General features: G+C 43.5%; 16 protein-coding genes and 1 CRISPR repeat array. Of the genes, 12 read left to right on the plus strand and 4 right to left on the minus strand.

What is annotated here, in order from left to right; translation table 11 throughout:
• Nucleotides 1–57 precede the first annotated feature (57 nt).
• The gene (cas4, locus tag AOT82_RS04605) at nucleotides 58–693 is read left to right on the plus strand and encodes a CRISPR-associated protein Cas4 (protein ID WP_071002007.1); all 636 of its coding nucleotides are present in this window, start codon (nucleotides 58–60) and stop codon (nucleotides 691–693) included.
• 34 nt (nucleotides 694–727) lie between these two features.
• On the opposite strand, the gene AOT82_RS13935 is transcribed toward cas4, so the two are convergent.
• On the minus strand, nucleotides 728–880 hold the full coding sequence (locus tag AOT82_RS13935) for a hypothetical protein (RefSeq protein WP_197496727.1): 153 nt from the start codon (nucleotides 878–880) through the stop codon (nucleotides 728–730).
• A 110-nt stretch (nucleotides 881–990) separates the two neighbouring features.
• Between AOT82_RS13935 and cas1c the strand changes: the two genes are divergently transcribed.
• The 11 genes from cas1c (at nucleotide 991) to AOT82_RS04660 (ending at nucleotide 19,029) form a co-directional block, all read left to right on the plus strand.
• Nucleotides 991–2,022, plus strand: coding sequence for a type I-C CRISPR-associated endonuclease Cas1c (gene cas1c / locus AOT82_RS04610; RefSeq protein WP_071002008.1), 1,032 nt, complete (start codon nucleotides 991–993; stop codon nucleotides 2,020–2,022).
• A gap of 38 nt (nucleotides 2,023–2,060) precedes the next feature.
• Nucleotides 2,061–2,351 carry a CRISPR-associated endonuclease Cas2 gene (gene cas2 / locus AOT82_RS04615; protein WP_071002009.1) on the plus strand — a complete coding sequence of 97 codons (291 nt, stop codon included), beginning with the start codon at nucleotides 2,061–2,063 and terminating at the stop codon, nucleotides 2,349–2,351.
• Between the two features lie 257 nt (nucleotides 2,352–2,608).
• Nucleotides 2,609–8,275: a CRISPR direct-repeat array (repeat unit 32 nt; unit sequence TTCGCACCCATCACGGGTGCGTGGATTGAAAC).
• Between the two features lie 162 nt (nucleotides 8,276–8,437).
• Entirely contained in the window at nucleotides 8,438–9,748 is a 1,311-nt protein-coding gene (locus tag AOT82_RS04620) for a Y-family DNA polymerase (protein WP_071002010.1), read from the plus strand.
• 16 nt (nucleotides 9,749–9,764) lie between these two features.
• Nucleotides 9,765–10,190: a LexA family protein gene (locus tag AOT82_RS04625; RefSeq protein ID WP_025645154.1), complete on the plus strand. Its 426-nt coding sequence runs from the start codon at nucleotides 9,765–9,767 to the stop codon at nucleotides 10,188–10,190.
• 373 nt (nucleotides 10,191–10,563) lie between these two features.
• A complete protein-coding gene (locus AOT82_RS04630; RefSeq protein ID WP_071002011.1) occupies nucleotides 10,564–11,079 on the plus strand; it encodes a hypothetical protein in 516 nt (171 codons plus the stop codon).
• Nucleotides 11,076–13,556, plus strand: a complete 2,481-nt coding sequence (locus AOT82_RS04635) for a hypothetical protein (protein WP_071002012.1) — start codon at nucleotides 11,076–11,078, stop codon at nucleotides 13,554–13,556. Before AOT82_RS04630 ends, AOT82_RS04635 begins: the two co-directional genes overlap by 4 nt.
• Nucleotides 13,543–16,881 carry a tyrosine-type recombinase/integrase gene (locus AOT82_RS04640; protein ID WP_071002013.1) on the plus strand — a complete coding sequence of 1,113 codons (3,339 nt, stop codon included), beginning with the start codon at nucleotides 13,543–13,545 and terminating at the stop codon, nucleotides 16,879–16,881. The genes AOT82_RS04635 and AOT82_RS04640 overlap by 14 nt, the downstream gene beginning before the upstream one ends.
• 73 nt (nucleotides 16,882–16,954) lie before the next feature.
• Nucleotides 16,955–17,176 carry a hypothetical protein gene (locus tag AOT82_RS04645; protein WP_071002014.1) on the plus strand — a complete coding sequence of 74 codons (222 nt, stop codon included), beginning with the start codon at nucleotides 16,955–16,957 and terminating at the stop codon, nucleotides 17,174–17,176.
• Nucleotides 17,173–17,733: a hypothetical protein gene (locus AOT82_RS04650; RefSeq protein WP_071002015.1), complete on the plus strand. Its 561-nt coding sequence runs from the start codon at nucleotides 17,173–17,175 to the stop codon at nucleotides 17,731–17,733. The genes AOT82_RS04645 and AOT82_RS04650 overlap by 4 nt, the downstream gene beginning before the upstream one ends.
• 241 nt (nucleotides 17,734–17,974) lie before the next feature.
• Complete coding sequence (locus AOT82_RS04655; RefSeq protein WP_071002016.1) at nucleotides 17,975–18,475, plus strand: hypothetical protein; 501 nt, start codon at nucleotides 17,975–17,977, stop codon at nucleotides 18,473–18,475.
• A 260-nt stretch (nucleotides 18,476–18,735) separates the two neighbouring features.
• Entirely contained in the window at nucleotides 18,736–19,029 is a 294-nt protein-coding gene (locus tag AOT82_RS04660; protein WP_020443287.1) for a hypothetical protein, read from the plus strand.
• A 288-nt stretch (nucleotides 19,030–19,317) separates the two neighbouring features.
• Here AOT82_RS04660 and cobA read toward each other — a convergent pair whose 3' ends face one another.
• The 3 genes from cobA to AOT82_RS04675 form a co-directional block, all read right to left on the minus strand.
• Nucleotides 19,318–20,250 carry a uroporphyrinogen-III C-methyltransferase gene (cobA, locus tag AOT82_RS04665; RefSeq protein ID WP_071002017.1) on the minus strand — a complete coding sequence of 311 codons (933 nt, stop codon included), beginning with the start codon at nucleotides 20,248–20,250 and terminating at the stop codon, nucleotides 19,318–19,320.
• Nucleotides 20,251–20,387: 137 nt separating this feature from the next.
• The gene (locus AOT82_RS04670) at nucleotides 20,388–23,591 is read right to left on the minus strand and encodes a nitrate reductase (protein ID WP_071002018.1); all 3,204 of its coding nucleotides are present in this window, start codon (nucleotides 23,589–23,591) and stop codon (nucleotides 20,388–20,390) included.
• On the minus strand, nucleotides 23,588–25,033 hold the full coding sequence (locus AOT82_RS04675; protein WP_083328850.1) for an NAD(P)/FAD-dependent oxidoreductase: 1,446 nt from the start codon (nucleotides 25,031–25,033) through the stop codon (nucleotides 23,588–23,590). Before AOT82_RS04675 ends, AOT82_RS04670 begins: the two co-directional genes overlap by 4 nt.
• Between the last annotated feature and the right edge of the window lie 57 nt (nucleotides 25,034–25,090).

Raw genomic sequence — 25,090 nt, forward strand, 5'->3', positions numbered from 1 at the left:
GAGCAGGCGTAAACGATAAGCGCTTGCTCACCTTTTTAATTAAAAAGGCGGACACAAATGCAAACCCTCTACCTATCCCGCTTGCAGCATTACTTATTCTGTCCGCGTCAGTTTGCGCTGATTGAGCTTGAGTGCGCGTGGGCGGAGAATGTCTTTACTGCCGAAGGGCAAGTCATGCACGAAAAGGTCAACAGTGGCGGACACGATACGCGTGGCAATATAAAGACCGTGCGCACGCTACCGCTTGGCCATCGCGCACTTGGATTAGAGGGGGTTGCTGATGTGGTCGAATATCACACCGATGATACAGGCGCACAAATTCCGTTTCCTATCGAATACAAACGCGGTAAGCCCAAATCACATCGTGCGGATGAAGTGCAATTGTGCGCGCAAGCACTATGCTTAGAAGATATGCATGATTGCACCGTCAGTGAGGGCGCGCTGTTTTATGGTAAAACCCGTCGCCGTCATACGGTAGGTTTTGATGAGGAGCTGCGGCAAATTACCTTAGATGCGATTAACGAGTGTCGGCATATTATTGAATCTAAGCAGACGCCAAAGCCAAGTTATAGTACCAGTAAATGCCGAAATTGTTCACTCAAAGACATCTGCCATCCTAAGGTTTTTAATAAAAATGCCAAGGCTTGGTTAAACAAAAAAATAGTGACCAGTTTAGAAGAAACGGATCACTAATTTATTAATGTATTTGCATAAAGCAGTGAAGCTATTAATCCTTTTGTTGCGGCTGCGCATCATTCTTCGGCTGTTGTGGATTTAACTGCTTGCCTTTATTACCTTGATTCTGGTCATAGGCTTTGTTAGTACCGTCAGACCCTTTGTTAGGATTTTGCATATCAGCTTCGTTATTGGAGTAACTCATGTTTTATTCCTTGATAATAGTTGAGAAGTAGTCCATTTAACCTAGCACAATAAAGAGCTATATTCAAAAATACACAGCTGAACGCTAGAAAATAATGATTAGGAAACCCTATGCGCTCATTAAAAAATACCTTATTCGTGCAAACCCAAGGCGCATGGCTCAATAAACAGGGCGAAAACGTCGTTATGAATATCGACTATGAGGTCAAAGGTCGCGTCCCTATTCATAAGCTCGATGCGATTGTCTGCTTTGGGCAAGTGTCGATATCACCTGCACTGATGGCGCACTGTACCGAAAACGCCATTACCATCACTCATCTGAATCAATATGGTAAGTTCCAAGCGCGTATCGAAGGTGCGGTCAGTGGCAATGTACTCCTTCGCCGTGAGCAATATCGCATCAGTGACGACCCTAAGCGCGTACAGCCAATCTGTCATAGTATTATCTTAGGTAAAGTCCATAATCAACGCCAAGTCATTCGCCGCTATCTGCGCGATTATAAAAGCCAGCTAGATGAGTCTACAATTAAAAGCTTGGACTCAGCGCAGCAGCGCTTAGAGCGCGGTCTCAATAAAATATTGACTACGCAAAACTTGCCTGACCTGTTAGGTCGTGAGGGTGAGATGGCGAGCGTTTACTTTAGTGTGTTTCCACAATTTATTCGCAACCCTGATTTTAGCTTTGCTAAACGCACTCGCAATCCGCCGACCGACGCCGTCAACGCCCTACTTTCTTTTACTTATACCTTAATGACTCATGACTGCCGTAGTGCACTTGAGACCGTAGGACTTGATCCGTCTTGCGGGGTATTCCATCAACTACGCCCTGGGCGCCCTTCACTTGCATTAGATTTAGTTGAAGAGTTTCGTCCTATCGTCGATCGCTTTGTATTATCACTTATTAATAAAAAGCAGCTGGGTAAATCAGACTTTAAGACTGAAGCGAATGGCGCAGTTTGGCTTAAGGATGAGGCTAGGCAAACCTTTTTTAAGGCATGGCATGACCGTAAGCAGCAAACCATTTATCATGAATGGTTTGAGGAAACCGTACCCTTTGGTTTACTACCGCATTTGCAGGCGACAATTATGGCGCGTCATATTAGGGGCGATATTGATGCTTATATTCCTTTTTTGTGGAAATAAGTCGCTCAATTAAGAACAAATAAACAAGGAAGGCTATTATGATGGTATTGGTCACTTATGATATCAGTTCAGAAGGTACATCGAGTGCCAAACGTCTACGCCACATTGCCAAGCATTGTTTGAACTATGGGCAACGGGTACAATACTCAGTATTTGAAATTGAGGTCAATCCAGCTGAGTGGACAATGCTTAGAGCCAAGCTTGAAGATATTATCGATCATAGCGTTGATAGTTTACGCTATTACTATCTTGGTAAAAACTGGCAAAGTAAAGTAGAACACGTAGGAGCAAAACCTGTGCTAGACTTAAACGATGTATTGCTGTTTTAGCCGCTATCATTATAAATAATCACTTTTAAACCTACTATTTGACTGTCATAAGGTCGATGCGAACCTATAGCGTACATGAAATCTCTAGGAGACTCGCAAAGGGATCGCAATGCTATTTAACAACTTGATTTCACTATCTTTATTTTCTCACATTAAAAACTTGGTAAGCAAGATGTTTGCCAAATTCGCTCATGGTTTAGACGTTCGCATATTCCAAGGTTTTTCCTTAACCTTATTAGCGACTTAAACTAGGGGCTTTCGCACCCATCACGGGTGCGTGGATTGAAACTCCTGCCAATGCCATGTAAGCCGCTCCATCAAGTTCGCACCCATCACGGGTGCGTGGATTGAAACAATGCTCGCGCCACTTACCGAGGTAAAGGTAACGTTTCGCACCCATCACGGGTGCGTGGATTGAAACATGAGTCCAGAAGAAATATTGGAAATGATAAAATTCGCACCCATCACGGGTGCGTGGATTGAAACACGTATTAGACCAATTAGAAACCGATGACCTATTTTCGCACCCATCACGGGTGCGTGGATTGAAACGCTCGCTTCTATGAGAAAGGCAAAAAACTAGGTTTCGCACCCATCACGGGTGCGTGGATTGAAACAATTTCGGTGAAAACTACGGCAAGATTTGCATATTCGCACCCATCACGGGTGCGTGGATTGAAACTTTGCTAAAAGCCTCCACAAAGTCGCTGATAGCTTTTCGCACCCATCACGGGTGCGTGGATTGAAACTAGAGCTTGTCTTTTTGTTAACCCTTGATTTTTTTCGCACCCATCACGGGTGCGTGGATTGAAACATATTCCTCAGTCTCTCTATTGAGTAGTTGCTCTTCGCACCCATCACGGGTGCGTGGATTGAAACAAAAACATCAAAGTAAATTACACAGACTTCAACTTCGCACCCATCACGGGTGCGTGGATTGAAACGCCTTGCGCATCAGCATCCACCTTTTCAAATAGTTCGCACCCATCACGGGTGCGTGGATTGAAACTTGATGATTAAGATGCCGCGCCCAATCCGCTTCTTCGCACCCATCACGGGTGCGTGGATTGAAACATAATGAATATTTTGATACATATCATAATGGATTCGCACCCATCACGGGTGCGTGGATTGAAACCTAGTGAATGATGACTACCAATGCGCTATGATGTTCGCACCCATCACGGGTGCGTGGATTGAAACCCAATATGCAAGGGGATGACTTAACACTTTTTATTCGCACCCATCACGGGTGCGTGGATTGAAACTATGAAGCCACTCACTTAGCAGGGGCTTTAGGTTCGCACCCATCACGGGTGCGTGGATTGAAACATTCAATGATTGCCCTAAATAGTCAGCTAATTTTTCGCACCCATCACGGGTGCGTGGATTGAAACCTCAGATATGAGTAACGCAACAATATCAATGCTTTTCGCACCCATCACGGGTGCGTGGATTGAAACTTGATTGCGACGTACCAAGCGCGCTGATCAGGGTTCGCACCCATCACGGGTGCGTGGATTGAAACTTGATTGCGACGTACCAAGCGCGCTGATCAGGGTTCGCACCCATCACGGGTGCGTGGATTGAAACGCTAATTGCTTGACTATCTATAGATGGTGCGCCTATTCGCACCCATCACGGGTGCGTGGATTGAAACTTTTGTGCCATCTGAGTTAAGCGGAAGAAGTCATTCGCACCCATCACGGGTGCGTGGATTGAAACAAGGCTTTGTTAGTGTATTTGTTACGCTGTTTATTCGCACCCATCACGGGTGCGTGGATTGAAACTAATTGCTTGGCTTGGTCTGCTGCAAGCTGCAACGTTCGCACCCATCACGGGTGCGTGGATTGAAACTCTATGTTGCTATTGTCTTATTAGTGACCATCATTTTCGCACCCATCACGGGTGCGTGGATTGAAACCACTAAGGTAGCAGAGCATCTAAAAACTATAGTTCGCACCCATCACGGGTGCGTGGATTGAAACATAATGTACCTTTTTGATTTAGGTTTAAGTATTTCGCACCCATCACGGGTGCGTGGATTGAAACCTCACAAACGCGCTGAAAACAAGCCCAATGGCTTCGCACCCATCACGGGTGCGTGGATTGAAACAGCTAAAAACGATACTGATGGTTTTTTCAAGAAGCTTTTTCGCACCCATCACGGGTGCGTGGATTGAAACAGCTTGTACAGTACCATTCACTGATTACGATATATTCGCACCCATCACGGGTGCGTGGATTGAAACAACAATAACTTGTTGTAATTGGATGTCAGTTAAATTCGCACCCATCACGGGTGCGTGGATTGAAACAATAGTACCGTCATCGTTTTTATAGTTGATATAACTTCGCACCCATCACGGGTGCGTGGATTGAAACAACATACATACTTGATAATCATCATTGACCAAATTCGCACCCATCACGGGTGCGTGGATTGAAACGTTATAAATCTCTATCAAGTCACTTGTTGCAAATTTCGCACCCATCACGGGTGCGTGGATTGAAACGATGCCGTCTTTTTGGCATTGAAGGCGTTAAGCTTCGCACCCATCACGGGTGCGTGGATTGAAACTGAGTTAGCGATAACCAAAGCCGAAATGGTCACGATTTCGCACCCATCACGGGTGCGTGGATTGAAACAGGTCATCGTCTAAAAAATGTCATTGATATTTTTTCGCACCCATCACGGGTGCGTGGATTGAAACAAACTCTTGCAATCGATCCCAAGCTCTATCGCCTAGTTCGCACCCATCACGGGTGCGTGGATTGAAACATATCAGCACCTCGCTGGCTATTCTCGACCTGCTTCGCACCCATCACGGGTGCGTGGATTGAAACATTAACCTTGTGGTCACACTCTAAGTTACCACCCTTCGCACCCATCACGGGTGCGTGGATTGAAACACTGCTTCTGCTGCACTGAAACGAAATAGCATCCTTCGCACCCATCACGGGTGCGTGGATTGAAACATACTTACCCATTAGCACATCATAATCAAACGCTGTTCGCACCCATCACGGGTGCGTGGATTGAAACTGATGTAGAACTGGAAACGATAAATAATAATGTTTTCGCACCCATCACGGGTGCGTGGATTGAAACTCCCACCATGCGTCTGTGCGTTCATAATCATTTTCGCACCCATCACGGGTGCGTGGATTGAAACTAGGATAGACAACCTATCAAAACCAAAGATTGACTTCGCACCCATCACGGGTGCGTGGATTGAAACCAGAAGTAGAAATGCCCGACTACTGGAAAGGTTTCGCACCCATCACGGGTGCGTGGATTGAAACACTAATCCGCATTTTGTGAAAGGTAAGCGGATGTTCGCACCCATCACGGGTGCGTGGATTGAAACTCAGTATAGCGATAGTCTGGACTACCAAAACTTTCGCACCCATCACGGGTGCGTGGATTGAAACACTAATCCGCATTTTGTGAAAGGTAAGCGGATGTTCGCACCCATCACGGGTGCGTGGATTGAAACTATGAAGCCACTCACTTAGCAGGGGCTTTAGGTTCGCACCCATCACGGGTGCGTGGATTGAAACATTCAATGATTGCCCTAAATAGTCAGCTAATTTTTCGCACCCATCACGGGTGCGTGGATTGAAACCTCAGATATGAGTAACGCAACAATATCAATGCTTTTCGCACCCATCACGGGTGCGTGGATTGAAACTTGATTGCGACGTACCAAGCGCGCTGATCAGGGTTCGCACCCATCACGGGTGCGTGGATTGAAACTTGATTGCGACGTACCAAGCGCGCTGATCAGGGTTCGCACCCATCACGGGTGCGTGGATTGAAACGCTAATTGCTTGACTATCTATAGATGGTGCGCCTATTCGCACCCATCACGGGTGCGTGGATTGAAACTTTTGTGCCATCTGAGTTAAGCGGAAGAAGTCATTCGCACCCATCACGGGTGCGTGGATTGAAACAAGGCTTTGTTAGTGTATTTGTTACGCTGTTTATTCGCACCCATCACGGGTGCGTGGATTGAAACTAATTGCTTGGCTTGGTCTGCTGCAAGCTGCAACGTTCGCACCCATCACGGGTGCGTGGATTGAAACTCTATGTTGCTATTGTCTTATTAGTGACCATCATTTTCGCACCCATCACGGGTGCGTGGATTGAAACCACTAAGGTAGCAGAGCATCTAAAAACTATAGTTCGCACCCATCACGGGTGCGTGGATTGAAACATAATGTACCTTTTTGATTTAGGTTTAAGTATTTCGCACCCATCACGGGTGCGTGGATTGAAACCTCACAAACGCGCTGAAAACAAGCCCAATGGCTTCGCACCCATCACGGGTGCGTGGATTGAAACAGCTAAAAACGATACTGATGGTTTTTTCAAGAAGCTTTTTCGCACCCATCACGGGTGCGTGGATTGAAACAGCTTGTACAGTACCATTCACTGATTACGATATATTCGCACCCATCACGGGTGCGTGGATTGAAACAACAATAACTTGTTGTAATTGGATGTCAGTTAAATTCGCACCCATCACGGGTGCGTGGATTGAAACAATAGTACCGTCATCGTTTTTATAGTTGATATAACTTCGCACCCATCACGGGTGCGTGGATTGAAACAACATACATACTTGATAATCATCATTGACCAAATTCGCACCCATCACGGGTGCGTGGATTGAAACGTTATAAATCTCTATCAAGTCACTTGTTGCAAATTTCGCACCCATCACGGGTGCGTGGATTGAAACGATGCCGTCTTTTTGGCATTGAAGGCGTTAAGCTTCGCACCCATCACGGGTGCGTGGATTGAAACTGAGTTAGCGATAACCAAAGCCGAAATGGTCACGATTTCGCACCCATCACGGGTGCGTGGATTGAAACAGGTCATCGTCTAAAAAATGTCATTGATATTTTTTCGCACCCATCACGGGTGCGTGGATTGAAACAAACTCTTGCAATCGATCCCAAGCTCTATCGCCTAGTTCGCACCCATCACGGGTGCGTGGATTGAAACATATCAGCACCTCGCTGGCTATTCTCGACCTGCTTCGCACCCATCACGGGTGCGTGGATTGAAACATTAACCTTGTGGTCACACTCTAAGTTACCACCCTTCGCACCCATCACGGGTGCGTGGATTGAAACACTGCTTCTGCTGCACTGAAACGAAATAGCATCCTTCGCACCCATCACGGGTGCGTGGATTGAAACATACTTACCCATTAGCACATCATAATCAAACGCTGTTCGCACCCATCACGGGTGCGTGGATTGAAACACTAATCCGCATTTTGTGAAAGGTAAGCGGATGTTCGCACCCATCACGGGTGCGTGGATTGAAACTCAGTATAGCGATAGTCTGGACTACCAAAACTTTCGCACCCATCACGGGTGCGTGGATTGAAACACTAATCCGCATTTTGTGAAAGGTAAGCGGATGTTCGCACCCATCACGGGTGCGTGGATTGAAACCCTGCATTGCTGCGTGTTGCACGGTTGTACGTATTCGCACCCATCACGGGTGCGTGGATTGAAACACCATTAGATGGTGAATCTAATTCACTACCTATTCGCACCCATCACGGGTGCGTGGATTGAAACACAGCCATGCAGTCGCTATCGCAGGAAACATCTTCGCACCCATCACGGGTGCGTGGATTGAAACATCATAATGACGAACGGTAATGAATCTAAGAATTTCGCACCCATCACGGGTGCGTGGATTGAAACGCCATATTCGCCGCGACCCGTACTGGTGAGCTGTTCGCACCCATTACGGGTGCGTGGATTGAAACTAACGCCAAGCCTTTATTAATCATCTTTGCGTTTCGCACCCATCACGGGTGCGTGGATTGAAACCTGGTTGCCGCGATGCGGTAGGATGTGATCGACGTCGCACCCATCACGGGTGCGTGGATTGAAACTACTATGTCTCCTTAAACCCTCACGACAACCATCGTCGTCTACCCTTTATTCGCTCTTGAATTTTCAAGCACGCTGTCTCTACAATCAAAGGCATCTCTAATCACGTAAATACTCGTGATTGGATATGCCTTTCTTTATGCCATCCATCTACTGAGACAGCCATGTATGCGCTTGTTGATTGCAATAGCTTCTATGCCAACTGTGAGAAGCTCTTTCGCCCTGATCTAAGAGGTAAGGCAGTGGTCGTACTGTCTAACAATGATGGCTGCGTGGTCGCTCGCTCCAGTGAGGCAAAACAGCTCGGTATCAAGATGGGTGTGCCGTACTTTCAGGTTAAAGAGTTCTGCGAGAAGAACGACGTTACCGTCTTTAGTTCAAACTACACTTTATATGCTGATATGTCTCACAGAGTCATGAGCACCCTCGAGAAACTGTGTCCTACCGTTGAAGTCTATTCTATAGATGAAGCCTTTTTATACTTAGCCGATTATCCTACTGCGATGACTGATCTTGATAGCTATGGGCGTAAGCTCAAAAGCATCGTTGAGCAGTACACCGGCATTCCAGTATGTGTGGGTATGGGCAGTACTAAGACCATGGCAAAGCTTGCCAATTATGCTGCTAAAAAGCACCCCGCTACTAAAGGCGTCTGCGTGCTAGATAATCTTCGATGGATCAGACGTATCATGCAGATCACCGATGTCGGTGAGGTATGGGGCGTGGGTCGTCGTTACAAGGTCAGACTCAATAAGATGGGTATTCATACGGTCTATCAGCTCGCCGTCTGTGAGCCTGCGAAAATAAGGCAGCACTTCGGGGTGGTACTCGAGCGCACCTGCTTAGAGCTTAATGGTCAAAGCTGTCTTGGTATTGAGGCGGTAGAGGCTAAGAAGCAGATCATCTCTTCTCGTTCTTTCTCCTCTCGTATTACTTGCCCTGATGAGCTGAGCCAAGCGGTCTGTAGTCATGCGGCAAAAGCGGCAAGCAAGCTGCGCAAACAAGACAGTGTTTGTCATTACTTAAGCGTCTTTGCTAAGAATAGCTCGTTTAGTCAAACAGAGAGTTATACCTCTATATCCGGACAATGTCAGTTTATAACCCCAACCGCTGATACTAGAGTGATGGTAGCCGCTGCTCGGCAAATACTGACGCAAATATTTAAAAAAGATGTTCGCTACGCTAAAGCAGGCGTTATGCTCTTTGATATCTGCCCGCATGATGAGGTACAGCCTGACTTGTTTGCAGACGATAGTAGCGACAATCAAACCAACCAACAAAGTACCTCAAAGAGCGCAGAGGTTATTGCCGTTATGGATCAGCTTAATAAAAGATATGGTCAAAACAGTAATCAGCAGTCTGCTGTGTTTATCGCAAGCGAAGGCATCAAAGACAAGCAGTCATGGCAAATGAGCCGGGATATGCTATCGCCTTGCTATACCACGAATATTAACCAAATACCCAAAGTAGATTAAACCAGAGGTGGACTCAATGACGGTTAAGATAATAGGAAGGCTCACCGATGAAGGTGAGACGGTATTGCTCTCGCTTTATAGCGATAGAGTCAAAGCAGGCTTTCCAAGCCCAGCGACGGACTATGTGCAAAACCGCATTGATCTAAACACACTGCTTATTCACAGTCCAACGACAACCTACTTGGTAGAAGTCGAAGGCGATAGCATGATCGATATGGGTATCTACCCCAATGATATCTTGATTGTAGATCGCTCATTAAGCGCTAGGAATAAAGATATCGTGATTGCACTAGTCGATGACGGCTTTACCGCCAAGCAGCTGATACTCGGTGAGCATATTATCTTACGAGCTCACAATGAGAACTATGCAGATATCGTGGTGAAAGGCTCGCTTGAGCTGTTTGGGGTGGTGGTGAGTAGTGTTAGGCGGTTTAAGAGGTGAGAAATAATAAAAAATTCTTTTTATGTCCTAAGATCAGATATCAATCTGCATCCATGTCATATAAGCTCTTGATCCTAATATTTAAGCAGCACACTGGTAAATCTCTATCTAAGATCCGTAAGCCGTTGTCCTAGAATTCCACTCTGTCTACCCTATCCACGTGCTTGCTAACTCTAGCTCATTTCTAAAGCGCTTCAGAGCAAATTATCATTGCTCTTCTATAAGTAACTCTAAAAGTAAAATGATGCGTCACGTATTGTCGTCTAGTTGACGAGGTGGGATCTAATTGATAGCAAGTAATAGTAAGATAAGAGTAGAGGTCAATAAATGAAGCATATCGACCACATTAGATCATTATCTTAGTGGAGTGTTTATGAATCCATCAAAATCATTAACAGTTGCCAAGCTGCAGACAACTCCTGTGCTCATATTTGAAGGCGTTCTTGAACTATATAATCTTTATACCTGTCATATCAGACCCTTCATTAGTGAAGCCTTTAAACTTAAGCATAGCGCTGCTTGGACTAAAACCACATTATTTATCAAAGAAGACAAAAGATGGTTTTTAGTCAATAATTTTGAGCTTTTTCACTTGATCAAAAGTCCTGATGTTGATTTTAATGTACTCGGACAAAAAGTGTCTGTGAGATATATCCCAAAAGATCAGTTTAATTTCGACATCAGTTTTTACGAGCTTATTGATCTCATCGCAAAATACAATAAAGAAATAGATATCAAGCTCATTTACACGCAGCTAAACGAGATCTTGGATCAAGAGATAAACCAAAAATTATTTGGCAAAAATATTTTTGCTATTACTACATTTTGTCGGCTTATAAATATAAGTGAGCAAACCTATTACAAGCGACCTTCTGAGGGTGTTTTATGACTGAGAATGCTCATGAAGAGCTAGAATGGCTTGATACGCCAGCATTAACAGAAATCATTAAAAAAATTGATAATGACCAGAATTTTATATATCCAGAAGCAGTATCGACTGCCATATCTGAGATCACTTTAGCAGTACACAATAGCTATAGCCAGCCAGATGATAATCCCCAAAATCTACTAAGATTAATATTACAGGTATTACAAAGAAGGCCAGTTCCTCGGCTTTCTATGACTATTAGTAGATCAGAATTAGCAAAAAAACCACTCATCATGCAATTGCTTATTCTCATGCAACATTCTATCAATGAACATCAGCATGACTACCTACAGAAACGGTTAATTTGGCTAGCCATAGCAATGCACACCAGTGTGATACTGATGCAGCATAGTACAAAACAACACACCAAAAATATACTGATGCAATTTAAACAGGCGCAGTTTTCAAGATCTTCTAGACGAACATGGATTTGGCGTGAACTACCTGATTTACCTCAAATGACCATGAGTTTGGAAAGCATACTCACCATTTTCACTGATCTATTAGAGCAGCAAAAAAGTGCATATGAATTGTTAAATGATAAGCAAGCTACTCATGCCGAAGAAAAGAAAGTGGCAAAAGATAAACTGAGCCAAATAGAGAAAATAACGACTGCCTATCAACACGCGCACGTGCCACAGAAGCCAAAACCTAAGCGTAAAAAGCTACCTAAGAACATTAAAGTTAAAGCTATCAACCTAGCAGATAACACATCAAAATATCCTGTAGACACCACTGCAACTAGGCATAACTGGAATACTACGTCCAGCAATGATGCATGGGGTAGCACACGTGACGATATAGAACACAGTGCTATCGCCATAGATCTTGCATTTTTAGACCCTAATACAGAAACCTATGAAGATCTAACTACTAGCTTTGAAGAGCGTATTGATCACCATGAGGCACCCTATGTCAGCTATGGCGAATATCCAAACCCGTTAATCAAATACTCTATACCGCTCCAAACTATAGATTTATCGCTACAGCAAAACTATATGTCTCAGCGCAATCTCGCGCTTAACTCTAACACGCGCTTACTCTCCCTTGCCGGCTACCAAGCGTTATTTGCTGCGCTCAACCAAGATGCAAGCACCTTACCAGAAACAGAGACTGATAAAACCTGTGCTGGTATTTTATTGTTATCTATGATTACTGGGTTGCCAGTTAAATCCTTACTAATACCCGGCTATATCGGTCATCCTAATATTTTCAAAATCAAAGGTAAAAAATACTACATTGAACACAGTTTAGGTATTACTAAAAGATCGACAAGCCAAACATTGCCCGAAAAGGATTATGAAAATACTTCTGATACCATCAAAGTTCCACTACCATCATGGCTTATAGATGATTTACTTGCTTGCGAGTTGCCGTCAAAAGAAGATTTTACGGCTTATCTTGCCGCCTTGCGTAGCAGCCTTGGATTGCCGTACCTGTCCGTCAATCGTATAGAGACCGCACTACATGTCGTGCTCTCTCGTTATACACCTAATTGCCATGCGCATATCGCCGATATCATCTGTCGCACGCCTGCGTCCCATGCTCCTGCGATGTACTATAGTAGCCACACTAGCGAAGCACTTATGGCTCACTATAAATCAGCACTGAACATATTTAATAGCAATAGTAATTTTGACCTGACTTATATCTCCGCCTGGCATAAATATACGGTGGGGTCAGGGTTTGCGTTGAAGATTGAAACAGTTTGCGACATCATAAATGAGATGAAGTACTGGACCGATCAAAGTTCAAACGATGAGGAGCACTTTAACAGAACCAGTATTTTTGTATGGTTTGTCTTTTGCCTTTTAACCGGCGTGCGACCAAACAACGGTCTTGGCAGAATGTACGATATTGATCTTGATATGGGTTGGCTGCTCATCAATGACAAGCCTGTTAAGAAGGTCAAAAGTGATCGTCTCATTCCGCTATGCCCGACACTGATACGCCATCTAACAGACTATAGAGCGTATTTGATTAATTATCAGGCAAAGCATCAAGGTTATCATGACATCAGCGCTATCATTGACAATATCCGTTTGGGTAATGATGAAACACTATTAAAGCTGTTGTATGAACGAGCTCCTAGTGCTAACTCCCCTACTCTTAAAGACATTAAGCGTGGCGATGCTTATCATATGACCAAACACATCATTGACGCCAACCCCTATTGGACACGCCACTTTGTTCGTACGCAGCTTGAAAATCTTGGCGTTTCCTTATCGCTGATTAACACAGTTATTGGTCATGAAAAAGCTCGTCAAGAAGTATTGGGACGTTTCTCATCAAGTAGTAAAGCAGATATTAAGCGTGTAGCGTCCGTGTTTGAACAGATCGCAGCACAGCTTGGGTTATCAGATATCACAATCAATCATTATCCTAATTCAAATCATGTCGGCACAAGCACTGCAGAGGTTGATCATGCTAATAAATGAAATAAAGCTGCCAAAAATTATTGATGACTTAGCAAAGTTTGATGGTAGAAAAAAGCGCTACGTGCCTTACCCATCTATACTCAAAGACAGTGACACGGCAAGGACACGTGAGATAAAGCTACTCGCCGACTTACAAACCGAATGGGAGTCGTTGAAAAGGGTTCATCCTGGAAGTATCGGATTCATACAGTCTTTTAATAAATACTACCAACAAGCGCTTTGGCCCAATGAGCGCATCTTTTCATTTTCGCCAAGCTCTAGCGATTATTTTGATTTGTCATGGCTATCTTGGAGTCAATCTTTAAGCCAGTTTCAGATAGAGCTTTACAGGCAATTGGAGCCATTGTCCCAAGAGGGATTTGATGAGTTTCAGTCAATCATTGAAAATAAAATAGCAAAAGCTTACGAGTCATCTAGAACACTCAAACATGTTTGGCAAATCATCGTCAAGTTCATTGACTATCAAAATAAGCACTATATGCTTGCTGAGCATCACTATCCTAAGATAATCGCGCCACAGCCTACTAAAATCAATCCACTAATTACAAATACAGCTTGGTTAAAAGACGGTAAGGCGCTGGTCAAAATTATTCGCGCAGTAGAGCATCATTGGGAGCAGAACACCAATTACAGCCAAGAGCAGATTATAGGCTGGCTGATATTCTCAGGAATTGTGTATGGCGGCATCAACGAGGTACAAATGCTTCAAGGGTGGCTTATCTCATTGCTCACCAAAGAATATCAGCCATTCATCAAAGAAAGGATAATGGTCTCGCCGCGTTTTGTACAAAAGCACTTTGGTAACGAGCGCGAAGAAGGTAGTGACAAGCTTTATAACACCAAGCAAATCATTGTAGATGTGGTCAGTCAGTGTTGGCTGATGCGTTATCATAAAAACAGCAGTCAAGCAGAAACCACACATATCATTGCCAAGCTGTCAGAAGATAAGATAAAGCGATACTTGACCGTGGCTTTGTCTGACGTGATCAAGCCTTTAGGTATTAAACCACTTCCCTTTTCAAGGTTTTTATATTACGCCAGTTATTACTGGGAGGATTTCGATGACGCTAGTATCGACCATGCTTCAGTTGGGGTGCTGCGAGGTATGCATAATACTGCAGGATTAAGTACGCAAGACTTTGGTCGGTTCTTGAACCAAAAATATCAGTATAAAGAGGAGCCGTATAATCTAGAACATATTTTGACGCTGTCTATCAGCAAAAGCTCTGTTAATCAAAACGAGACATCTAGTAGTAGTTCTACCAAAAAGATAGAGGTTAGAAAGTCTGATTTAATTATGAATCTGACTAAAGACTTCAAAACGGATGAAAAACAGAAAAAGAAAAAAACCAGCAAAAAGCCGCCTACTCTTATTGAAAGAGTACAAAAACGTTATAAGCAATACGATGACTTAAGTGAAAAAATTTTATTAGATTGGGTGTTGAATTTACTCAATCGAAAAGAATCAAAATCGCTTAGCAATGAGTCTATTTTGAAATATATTAGAACCATAGGCTATGAATGGTTATATTTCACAACGGCTCAGCCGCTTGATATTTGGTCAGAGGAAGAGTTTGAAGAGCTCTATGAAGACATCTTAGAATACAAAGCTGTCGTACGAAACAATACTGACATTGGATACTCTGCCAATTTATTAAAGAGTATGCACAACTTTGCTAAGAGCAAATACAACCTACCCTCCGTGAACTTCCAGCAGTCCAAAAATGGTCGGCGTGTACGTGCGGAGCTGATATCACCGCAAGCGTACCAAGCCATTATTACGCAGATACTGGGTTCTGTAGATATATTGGAGCGGGAGATGTTCGCGCTTTTATTTATCTTAGTCTATCGTACTGGGATGCGCAAAAAAGAGCTGTTGGGTCTTAAGTATAATGACATCGAAGGCTTAAAAACAGCTGTACCATCAGTGGTGATAAGGCCCAATAGCTACCGTCCAACTAAGACTCAAAGTAGTATTCGCCGCGTTCCCTTATTTGCTCTCCTCAAACCTAATGAGCTGAATTTTTTTATTAATTTTGTGCAGAGTAATATTGGCGACAGTTCAAACAAATTTATCTTTACCTTATCATCGGATCAGCGCCCTATTGATGACCATGTTCCGTTGCAGTTACTCAAACGAGTCTTAAAAGACATATCGGTAGATGATAATGTAGCAGAGCATACTTTTCATGGGTTTAGGCATACGGCAGTGAGCAACCTATCTTTAGCGCTAGTAGGCCATTCAGATCTCGTAGAAGCACTCACCGATTATGACGAAAGCGACGTATTGCGTATAAAAGAAGGCCTACTCGGGGAGCATACAGATGCCCAGGATCGCTGGTACGCTCTATCAGGTATTATGGGGCACTTATCGCCTGAGCGGAGCTTTGAGTATTACAACCATTTTGCCACGCTGATGGCGACCTATGCGCTTAGTAAAGCAGATATAACATTGCCAGAACGTACGCTGTATAACGTAACAGGTTTTACGAACAAAAAGCTTAAGGAGAATAATGCAACTGTTAGTAATAGTAGCGTCAGTATACCTAGTATTCGTACACTTTTATTTAAAAATATTATAGAAGGCAAACGCAAGTCACCGAAGTTTACGGTCGAAAACTGTGATAAGAAACTCCTCTTGAGTACCAATACGCCAGTCACTAATGAGCTGTTTGGTCGTTATGGTCTAAACCGAGTACAACTGCTACTACAGACCTATGATAAAGAGATGCCTTTAAGTAAAGCAGCCCAGTTAGCAAATATCTCTATTCACGATGCAAAGGTTCTAATAGAACGTGCGAGCGAGGTTGCCGCTATCACTACCAAACGCGGCAAACCTCGCTTTGTTAAGCTATCAGATTCAAAGAATTCCGTACTGAGTCCACTGAACATTCAATACCAAAGTGATTTAAGGTTGCTATCGTTTTTGTTAAGTAATGCCTATCGTCTACGAGAAAAATCAGAGACTGATTGGACTTGGTTTATTGAGATATGTCGTGAAAAACTCTCTAGTAGCCGAGCATACCTACCATTTGGAAAAAGAGATGAGAAAGAGTTGCAGCGTTTCATTGACATTGGTAAGAAACTGCTGCCTTTGAAACATTGGCTGATGAGCAGCAACGAAGATTTGTTGATGGAAACTATGTCATCTACTGACTATCAAGACATTAAGCAGCAATCTAATGAGTCGAAAAATGCTCTCCATATCGGTATTGCTAGTCAAGACCATAGAGAGCAGATGAACAAATGGCAATACTCACCGCTACTACGGTTTTTTATTCATATGATGCTCATTACAGATGAAAAGCTATCTATTTTGAGTTAAGTTTCTTACATTAAAATCTTTTAAAATGAGCTTGGTTATCGGAATAAATAGATTTGCTAGTTTAAGGGAAAATATGAGCTTGCTGGATAGTGGTGATTTAGAAGAAAAACAGAAATTAGATAAGAAGCTAACACAGCAAAAAATACTACTGGGTGCTGTTCTTGTAGATGCTTTAGAGAAGGATTCATTAGACGGTTTAAGGGAATATACAGCCGATAATCTGTTGGATTTTTTGAGCAGACAAACGGATAAGGATTTAATGGCAGATTTGGTAAAAGGGCTTGATACTGAGTGAGACACTTAACAAGACGACTGAAGCAATTCAAAGTATTAACATTAACTAGAAAAGTTCAAATAGTCATTCTGCTATTAACTTGGATATCGCTAATAGCTTGGGCAATACTGAGTTGGCAAGGTAGAGACTTCCCTTTAGAGTCTGAGCTTAATTATAGTGAAGGTATTGTAGGTAGTTTGAATGTTGGTGAGGGAAATCACATTTTTATGTTATTAGATCTCAATGACCTTAACCGTAAAGAAGTATATGGGTGCAGCTATTCAGCTTTTGACACTGACTCCTCTTGTTTTGGCAAAAAATATTTAGAACCTATTGAAGGTAAAAAAGCCGTGATAGGGTGGTATATACAGAAAGATTTTCTAGGGTTTCATAATGGAATTAGACAGATGGTAAGTCTTAATGTGGAAGATGTCGAAGCTGAAATTAATGAGGTAATCACTTATCAGGGGACTTTAGACACTATAAAGGGTATGAATACGTATATGAATACGGGTTTTATTATATTTATAGCATTCTTTTATTACTGGGTTTGGCGTTTTATGGATTTTATAGAGTGAAAAGGATACAGTACCCTAGTGAGGACTTGAACATAAGGCTGTAGGCTAGTGGTAGCGATTGTTCGAGTTGTTGGAGTAACAGCAGTGTACTTCACAGTGTACTGATTAAGCGATGGAGTACTCATTCTAACTACCTGATATCAGTTACAAGCACTATAAATCAATTTCCAATATCGTTTGAGGTTTCAGGATAGAGCTTATCTTATCTTGATAAAAGATAGAAAGTTAAGTGGAGAAGGTTATGAATCGCATAATTAACTGGCGGTATGAAAAATGGGATAATAATGAGAAAAACAATGATAAAAAATATTCAGAAGATGATATTTCCGACTATATTAGCTGGGAGATCTATCCGGAAGATATAGAGCTCTTTATTACAGTACTAGCACCTAGAACAATTATATATAAAGGCTGTGTAATACGTTGTAAAAATGAAAATAAAAAACAGTCTATATGTCAACGTTTTGATTCATGGCTATTACAAGGCAAAGATTTACACATTGCTCAAGCACAAATAAATATGTGTAGTATTGCAGATATATTTTTGAATACTTCTGAAAATACTTCAGACTCTACCATAGAAAACTTAGCCAATTTAATCAAGGACAACTGGGAGCTTCACTTACAAAAAACATATCCAGATAGGGATTTTGTGGTTTATATAGCTGGAGAAGGAGTTGATCTAGTTGTTATTTTTTTTGAACAAACATTACCGAGTGAAATTGAGCTTTATGACTCCTAACATTCCTAAAAGTCGCATTATTTTATATTAATTCAGGATCGGTGCGCTATACAGGCATCGAACAGTAGGTTTCAGATATAATCTTAATACCTATGAGGTCATTGATTGAAAACTATTAAGTTAGCTTTTGCAATCTCTCCATCGTAGCTTATGTTGAGGGTGCTTTAAGCTATATTCTAGATATGTTTGGATATTTATTTTCTGGAACTTAAGTAGAGGTATAAGTGAATATCTGTAGCATTAGTACTCAAATTAGGAAAATGTCTGAAGCAAAAGTAGATGCAGATATGGGGGCATGGAGAGATGTTTTCAGTAAATTTGATAAAGCAGTAGAAGAATGCTTCGATGTCGATATGTTAGTTAATTGCTTATTAGAAGATGACTCATGGTATATACCTTTTGATTCTAGAATGAAGCTTATGGAAAAAGCAAAATCTTTAGGCGGATGCTCATTGGAGTTTTTGGCAGATTACTATTCATTTAAAACAGCATTTCTAGATCCAGGCAAAGAATATGATGATGCTGTCGCAAAACTAGATGAGCTATTTCAATAGGTTCGATTGGGTTATACCCCACTGGAACCACCCAAACAGACCTTATAACTAATTAACAGACCGCTTAAAACAGACTGGTATAATGGAACCACTTATACCAGTCTGCTGAACTAACTCTTAATGTATCCAAAGTCATCGTACCTTGCATCATACTCTTTTTATTACATCGTCTACTTTTTACATGCGTTTTAGTATTTTGTAGTAGTCATTACCCTGTTTAAGTGTTTGCGCTGACATACTATAAAAGTGCTAAGCACTATTATCGCTTGGCACTAGTATGCTTCTATCCTACGTGACAACCTCCAAATTACTGACTAAATCATGACTGCTAACAACGTTTTGAACGTCAATAAAGGTACTTTTGCCTAACGCACCAAGGTTGTAGTTTGCAAACTCATGATATAAATTAACCACATCGCCCATAATCAATAGCGCAGGTGTTGGTAATTTTGCCTGAGCTTGCTGCTCGGCAATATTGCCAAGTGTACCGATAAGAAGCTGCTGCGTTGGCAAACTGGCATGACTAATCACAGCAAAAGGTGTATTACTGTCGCGCCCTGCGGCAATTAGCCCTTGAGTCATCTCATCTAGTCGATTCAACCCCATATAAAAGACAACCGTTTGCGTACTGTCTAAGAGTTCATCGTAGTCATTATTAGGTGCGCCCAACTTTTTGCAAGCGGTCACAAATTTTACGGCTTGCGCATGATCACGGTGTGTCAAGGGAATACCTGCTCTACTTGCGGCCGCACTAGCAGCAGTGATACCAGGAATGGATTCAAAATGAATACCATGACGCACCACTTCTTGCAGCTCCTCTCCACCGCGTCCAAATATAAAGGGGTCGCCACCTTTGAGCCTAACGACCGTTTTGCCTGCTAGCGCGTGTTTGACCAGTAGCTCATTGATACCTTCTTGTGGTAGTGCGTGATTGGCACGGCGCTTACCGACAAATATCTTCTCTGCCGTCAGCGCACACATATCTAAGATATCCTCTGAAACTAAACTATCATAGAGCACGACCTCTGCTTTTTGCATTACTCGTAATGCTTTTAACGTGAGTAGCTCAGGATCGCCAGAACCTGCACCAACCAAATGTACCGTGCCCGTTTTCACATTTTTTTCTATACCTGATGGCTCATCGCTCACTCTAATATGACAATTTATATTGGGTAAATTTTGTGAAGTTAATGCGGTAATGAAGGTAGATGAATCAGTCATGGTAATAACTCCTAATAACACTGTTAATAACGCGCAACTCTGCACCTAACAATGGCATACCTAAGAAAAGAAGAGCATATAAAATACGCTGCAAGCCCTATGCCATATTAACGATCAAACTTTGCAACAAGCACTACTTAAGACGCATACCTATCGATCAAGGCATTAATTTGACTCACACATGAACCGCAGTTAGTCCCTGCTCGGCATGCTTTTCCAACCGCGTGGGCACTCATACACTGCTGCTTGGTAATTGTTTCGATAATAATATTCTCTCCAACAGCCATACATGAACATACTAATGCACCTGGATCAACATACCCTGTCGCTGGACGACCTGCCAGCAACCACTTATAGCGTTGATTCTCTGGTATCGCATCAGTACTGGCAAAGCAATTGTTAAGCCAATGCATACTGGGTAGCTGCGCCACTTGCGGCGCAAAACAAATGCTGAGCAGTAGCTGATCGCTTGGTATGTCAGACTTTGACGTACTAATCGATGCCCGATCTATCACTTTATTATTTGCCTCTACCTGCGTCGAGACGAAGCGAAGCTGCTTTACTTGCTTGCTGCAAGTAAAGGCACTATTGATCGATTTATCGGTGAGAGATGCTTGATAGGTATTGATAAAGTTTTGCCAGTACTTAGGGTCAAGCAGTTTATTGATGACTTTGTCTACAGGACTGGCTAAAGTAATCAAGACGCTATTGGTTTGACGACTTAAACTCCATGTCAATGCGGGTAATGAGTTTGATCTTTCAGAAATTGTATTTGTATCAGAAGAAGGTATCAGCACTCCTTGATCCTCAGGCTCTTTCTCAAAATCCAATAAAGTCTCACGCAGATGCACTATTATGGTGTCTTGTAGATCAGGATGCACCAAAATCTTGCCATAAGTTTTCATCGGTACAGGCATCACGCTGATTGCAGAATTTTTTAATTCAGGCTGTCCTGAATGTGGATCAACGACTGTTGGGATCAGCGTGCCTACGCGAGCAAAACGAGCAAAGGCGTTGCTCCAATGCATCGGCATAAAGGCATCGCCTGCACTCATACTGTCGCTGATGGCAACTTGGGCGAGCACCTGACTGTCTGTAGTGGTGCTCGCGACCGTACGCGGCGGCTGGTTCTGTGTTGATAGATTTAGCTTCTCGCTTTTCTCGTAGCTGTTATCATAGCAGGGATGTAGCTGTACATAATCGCCTTGGTCAACACCGAGCTGCTTGGCATCATTTGGATGCACGGTGAGCGTTGGTACAGACTCGTGTTGGTTGAGCTGCGGTGCAAGTCCTGTGCGCGTCATCGTATGCCATTGATCGCGAAGCCTACCTGTAATCAGCCGTAGGTCTAATGCTCCTGAGCTATTCTGATGAAACGTATGACTGCCGTTATTTTTTTTACTATGAGCGCTTTTCGAGCTCAATCGTTGCGTATGCCTATGGGGTATACTGGCGTGACTGGGAGGCGTAATGGCAATAAATTTCGTTTTGCTAGGTGTAATACGTGCGCCGCCCCACTGAAACGGTGTCATGACATCATATGCGTCATGACTGAAAGAGAATACGTTTTTATTTCGCTGCTTAAGATGGTTTGGGCTTTCCTCTATCGACGCTATCGACCCTACTACCATTGGCGAAAGATCTTTTGCTAAATTAAGATGGCGCGGTTGATTGTTTTCTGATAGATCTTGGCTGGTATCATTTCTATAAGCTGTCAGAGCGATATGCTCATTAAATATATCCCTAGGATGCTGATAATCAAACCCTGTCAAACCCATGCGTTTAGCGACTTGCGACAGTATCCACCAGTCAGGCTTTGCTTGTCCGAGTGCAGGCATTAACGCCCGCTGGCGCGAGATGCGGCGCTCCGAATTGGTCACTGTGCCTGATTTCTCCCCCCAACCCTGTGCAGGCAAAACAATATCTGCACACTTAACCGTATCGCTGTCGACGGAGCAGTCAGATACAATCACCAAATCACAGGTAGCCAATGCGCGGCGAAACTTATCAGCCTCAGGCAAGCTGACGACAGGGTTGGTCGCCATAATCCAGATGGCTTTGATACGGCCATCTAGTATGGCATCAGCAGCATCGCAAGCTTTTACCCCAACTTCTGCGGCAAGCGGTTGCGGCGCTTGCCAAAAATCAGCCACCAAATGACGATGCTGCTCGTTGTCTAGGTCTAGATGCGCGGCAAGCAGGTTAGCTAATGCACCGACTTCGCGCCCGCCCATCGCATTTGGCTGACCGGTGAGTGAAAACGGACTTGCACCTACTCGGCCCACTCGCCCAGTATACAAGTGAGTATTGATAATGGCATTGACCTTGTCGGTACCACTTGCAGATTGGTTGACACCCATGCTAAATGCCGTGACGGTTTTATCATTTGCAGCAACCAGCGCATAAAACTCCTGTACCAGATCCGCACTGATACCACATGCCGTCGCCACTTTATCAATCGTCCATGTTTTTGCGGCCTCTAAGGCGGGCTTAACATCATGACACTGCTTAAGATAGTCTTTATCACCACAGCCTTCTTGCTCAAGATAATGCAGCAGTCCGTTATATAAGTGCGTATCCGTGCCAACAGCGATGGGTAAATGCAAATCAGCAAATTCACAAGAATCAGTACGACGCGGATCAATCACGATTAGTTTTTTATTAGGATCACGCTTTTTGGCGGCTAAAAACCGTCCGAATAAGATAGGATGACACCACGCCATATTGGAGCCCACCAGCACCAATAAATCACAAGACTCTAAATCTTCATAATTACTAGGCACTAAGTCTGCACCAAAAGCACGCTTATGCCCTGCAACCGCTGAGGACATACAAAGACGCGAATTGGAATCGATATTATTATTACCAATAAAGCCTTTAATGAACTTATTGGCAACGTAGTAATCCTCAGTAAGCAGCTGCCCTGACACATAAAACATTACGCTGTCACGCCCGTGTGTCACGATAGTGTTATTCAAACGACTGGCAATATCATCCAATACTGCCTCCCACGCGGCAGGCTGCGTATCTGTCGGTTGTCCTTTTGCTATTGTTCGCTGTTTGTTTTGATAATAAGGCTGAGTCAACCTGCGTTCAGTGCCCAATGTTTGTGCCAATGCACTGCCTTTTGAGCAGAGTTTCCCGAAGTTTGCTGGATGCTCAGGATCGCCTGTCACGCTGACTACACCTGCCTCATCGATGTTTGCTAGTACGCCGCAGCCTACGCCGCAGTAAGGACAAGTGGTACGAATAGGACTGATCAAATCCTCAGTGTAAGTTGTAATGCGAGAGGACGGTACGACACTGAGGGCTTGATCGTCATTTAAGATGGTGCTGCTCATGAGGCCTCTCCTATTAGGTGTGCGTCACTTGGCACGGCAGATTCGGGCTCAGCTGCTTCTATTTTCTCTACATCGCAATAGGCTTCGCCAAAGATAAGGTCTTCTTTTATCGAGGATATGTCACTGCCATCAGTGATCAGCTGACTATAAAACCCGCTTTCACTCACATCACCGTATAGTACCGTGCCAATAAGTTTGCTTGCTTTAATATAGAGACAAAGATAATGATCGAGGCTCGTTTGCTGATAAACCACGCGCTCTATCTGTGCCATTTCAATATCATCAAAAGCAATCTGACCTGCTGAAAAAGCGGCGATGCCAGATACTTTTAATTTTAAAGATAAAGGCTTGCTGATAAAGGGACGCCAGTGGTTTTTGTATTCGGTTATTCGTGAGTCACTACTAAGTCTCCTACTACTTGAGACGCTCGACTCTTTTAGGACAGAAACCAAAGTATCCACCTGTTGGTTGACAGGGGCTACCATACCGAACAGCTCACCATCCAGTTCTATACACTCACCAATCGCATAGACATGAGGACAGCTCGTATGCATAAAGTTATCTACAAGGATACCTCGGTTAACCTCAAGACCACTTTGCTGGGCCAGTGTCGTATTGGGGATGACACCAACGGCCATGACAATAAAGTCTGCTGGCAGTGTGCGGCCATCCTTTAACAACAGACCATTAACCTCGTGTTGATCATTGACCGTAATACATTCTGTGTTGGCTAACACCTCCAGCTTGACACTTCGACTGAAGAGCTCTGCTTGTAGCAGATGAGCGGCGGGCATATCAAGCTGTCGGTTGAGAACATGACTATCGACATGAACCACTGTCATATCTGCCCCTTGAGACGCCAAAGCACAAGCGGCTTCCAGACCCAGCACCCCGCCACCAATGACAAGACCCTTTTTTGCTTGGCGCGCGTACTCCGTCAATACCTGCACATCAGCAATCTCTCGAAATACATGAACCCCCTTAGCATCATGATTGGCAAAAGGGATGACGCGAGCTTGTGAGCCAGTAGCAAGCACCAGCTCGGTATAATCCAGGGTTTGTCCATCACTCAATTTGACACGCCGCTTATTGGTTTCGATTGCATCTACCGACGTGCCAGCCAATACCGTGATACCCAATTGCTCATACTCTGCTAGCTCGTATAAATATGTCTCTTCAAAAACCGACTCTCCTGAGAGTACGGGTGACAGCATGATACGGTTGTAGCCCACTTGCGGTTCTTTGCTAATCAGCGTGATGGGTAAATGAGCTGCGCCTTTTTCTTGGCTGCTTTGCTGCTGAGCACGTGCCAGCTCAATGGCAAAACGACTGCCTGCCATCCCAGCGCCTATAATAACGATGCCCGCAGTAGTCTGACGTCTAGAAGAAGAAGCATTGGTAGAGAAAGCAGTATGGGTTGGTTCTGGTGAATCAAGTGACATAGGAAAATCATTCCTTAGCCGCAACACGCAGCGTTGAGTAAAATGGCTTGTCGTACT

Origin of the sequence: Psychrobacter sp. AntiMn-1 (assembly GCF_001854065.1) — a bacterium.
Classification (GTDB): Bacteria; Pseudomonadota; Gammaproteobacteria; order Pseudomonadales; family Moraxellaceae; genus Psychrobacter; species Psychrobacter pacificensis.

Bases quoted from the DNA above. Each gene is read 5' to 3' on its own strand.
- AOT82_RS04645 (WP_071002014.1), top strand. From the start codon at position 16,955: ATGAGCTTGCTGGATAGTGGTGATTTAGAAGAAAAACAGAAATTAGAT.
- AOT82_RS04620 (WP_071002010.1), top strand. From the start codon at position 8,438: ATGTATGCGCTTGTTGATTGCAATAGCTTCTATGCCAACTGTGAGAAG.
- AOT82_RS04675 (WP_083328850.1), bottom strand. From the start codon at position 25,033: ATGTCACTTGATTCACCAGAACCAACCCATACTGCTTTCTCTACCAAT.
- cas2 (WP_071002009.1), top strand. From the start codon at position 2,061: ATGATGGTATTGGTCACTTATGATATCAGTTCAGAAGGTACATCGAGT.
- AOT82_RS04670 (WP_071002018.1), bottom strand. From the start codon at position 23,591: ATGAGCAGCACCATCTTAAATGACGATCAAGCCCTCAGTGTCGTACCG.
- AOT82_RS13935 (WP_197496727.1), bottom strand. From the start codon at position 880: ATGAGTTACTCCAATAACGAAGCTGATATGCAAAATCCTAACAAAGGG.
- AOT82_RS04625 (WP_025645154.1), top strand. From the start codon at position 9,765: ATGACGGTTAAGATAATAGGAAGGCTCACCGATGAAGGTGAGACGGTA.
- AOT82_RS04630 (WP_071002011.1), top strand. From the start codon at position 10,564: ATGAATCCATCAAAATCATTAACAGTTGCCAAGCTGCAGACAACTCCT.
- AOT82_RS04660 (WP_020443287.1), top strand. From the start codon at position 18,736: ATGTCTGAAGCAAAAGTAGATGCAGATATGGGGGCATGGAGAGATGTT.
- cobA (WP_071002017.1), bottom strand. From the start codon at position 20,250: ATGACTGATTCATCTACCTTCATTACCGCATTAACTTCACAAAATTTA.
- cas1c (WP_071002008.1), top strand. From the start codon at position 991: ATGCGCTCATTAAAAAATACCTTATTCGTGCAAACCCAAGGCGCATGG.
- AOT82_RS04635 (WP_071002012.1), top strand. From the start codon at position 11,076: ATGACTGAGAATGCTCATGAAGAGCTAGAATGGCTTGATACGCCAGCA.
- AOT82_RS04640 (WP_071002013.1), top strand. From the start codon at position 13,543: ATGCTAATAAATGAAATAAAGCTGCCAAAAATTATTGATGACTTAGCA.
- cas4 (WP_071002007.1), top strand. From the start codon at position 58: ATGCAAACCCTCTACCTATCCCGCTTGCAGCATTACTTATTCTGTCCG.
- AOT82_RS04655 (WP_071002016.1), top strand. From the start codon at position 17,975: ATGAATCGCATAATTAACTGGCGGTATGAAAAATGGGATAATAATGAG.